We start from the raw sequence: 1,644 nt of genomic DNA, 5'->3' as shown, positions 1-1,644 counted from the left end.
CGCGGGGGGAGGGCAACACGATGTCGCGGGCGACGGCGTTGGCCGTCGCGGCCCCGTGTTCCCGCCTGAGCAGGTGCAGGCAGAGGTCGAAGCCGGCGGCCGCTCCCGCGCCCGTGATGACACGGCCTTCGTCGATGTAGAGGGCGTCGGGTTCGACGGTGACTTCGGGGTGGCGGTCGGCGAGCAGTCGCGCGAACCGCCAGTGGGTGGTGGCCCGTCGGCCGTCGAGCAGTCCGGCGGCGGCGAGCGCGAAGGCGCCGACACAGTGGGCCGCGACCAGTGATCCGCGCGCGTGCGCGGCCGACAGCGCATCGAGTACCGCGGGAGCGGGCGGGGTGCGGAAGTCGGCCCACGGCAGGGCGATCACCAGATCGGCCGAGGCGAGCCGGTCCAAGCCGTGCGTGAGGGTGAGTGGCACGCCGAGGTCGGTGGGAACCGGCCCTGGGCGGTCGGTGCACAGGGCGAAGTCGAAGCCGGGCAGTGCGCCGCCGTGCCAACCGAAGACCTCGGTGACGATGCCGACTGCGAGCATGCCGACTCCGGGCGGGGCGTACGCGGCGACACTTGCGAAGGGGGGCATGCGCTCAGTCTGGCACCAGTCTGGCACCAATCCTGCGATCAGTGGCAGATGTGCCACTCGTGAGCGGCCTTCCCGTCCGGAAGCATTGAGGCCATGACAGACGCACCGCTCGGCCGCAGCGCCAAGTACACGATCCTGACCACCGGTTACACCCTCTCCACCGGCCCGGGAGTCGCCGCCACGGTCTCCTACGTCACCGACGGCGAGCACCACGTGATCGTCGACCCCGGCATGGTGGCCGGCCGCGGTCGGATCCTTGGCCCCCTGGCCGAACTGGGCCTCGGCCCCGACGACATCACCGATGTGATCCTCAGTCACCACCACCCGGACAACACCATGAACGTCGGTCTGTTCGGTCAGGCCCGCGTCCACGACCACAAGGCCGTCTACCGTGACGACCAGTGGACCGACCGCGACGCGGAAGGCCACGAACTCACACCCTCCCTCAAGCTGATCCGCACCCCGGGGCACAGCGCCGAGGACATCACCCTGCTGGTCGGCACGGAGGCCGGTGTCACCGCGTTCGTGGGCGACCTGTGGTGGCGCCCGAACGGTCCGGTGGACGACCCGGTGGCCCCGGACCACGACGTGCTGCTGGCGTCACGACTGCGGGTCCTGGCCGCCGCCGACACCATCGTTCCGGGCCACGGACCGGCCTTCCCGGCCGACGACACCGCCCCGCGCTAGCCGGCGACCGCAAGACGGCCCGCTCACCGCGTACCAGACGTACTCGGGCGCGAGCGACGGCGCGGCGAGGCACGGCGCCAGACACCCCAGGCGCAACGGGACTTGGCCGCCACGATCCAACACCGGGCCGCCGTCAGCGAGCATCGTCCCCAACAAGACGGCAGGGATGCACGAACCGTACGTGGGCGGTGGCTGCGGCTCCCTGTGCGTCGGCGGCGACAGCGACGGGGAGCGGACCGCCGAGATCACCGCCATGATCCGGTACGCCCACGCCGCCGGACACCAACTGGCCGTCCCCGTCCCCGTCCCCGCCCCCGTCACCGGCGACCGAGCCAGCGACGCCGTAGCGGACGCTTTCGCCGAAGCCGCGGCCGAGC

2 protein-coding genes and 1 pseudogene are annotated in these 1,644 nt (G+C 72.1%); 2 read left to right on the top strand and 1 reads right to left on the bottom strand.

The window, feature by feature from the left end:
• On the bottom strand, positions 1-580 hold a 580-nt coding region (locus tag ADK55_RS14750), incomplete at its 3' end, for an AraC family transcriptional regulator (RefSeq protein WP_199826519.1).
• A gap of 93 nt (positions 581-673) precedes the next feature.
• Here ADK55_RS14750 and ADK55_RS14745 point away from each other — a divergent pair.
• Positions 674-1,267, top strand: coding sequence for an MBL fold metallo-hydrolase (locus ADK55_RS14745; protein ID WP_053678858.1), 594 nt, complete (start codon positions 674-676; stop codon positions 1,265-1,267).
• 166 nt (positions 1,268-1,433) lie between these two features.
• Positions 1,434-1,644 (top strand): annotated as a pseudogene (locus ADK55_RS14740) (amidohydrolase); the annotation flags it as partial.

It is taken from the genome of Streptomyces sp. WM4235, assembly GCF_001279725.1.
Classification (GTDB): Bacteria; Actinomycetota; Actinomycetes; order Streptomycetales; family Streptomycetaceae; genus Streptomyces.
This window is presented reverse-complemented; position numbering and strand designations above follow the sequence as displayed.

Coding starts and splice junctions, on each gene's coding strand:
- ADK55_RS14745 (WP_053678858.1), top strand. CDS start 674: ATGACAGACGCACCGCTCGGCCGCAGCGCCAAGTACACGATCCTGACC.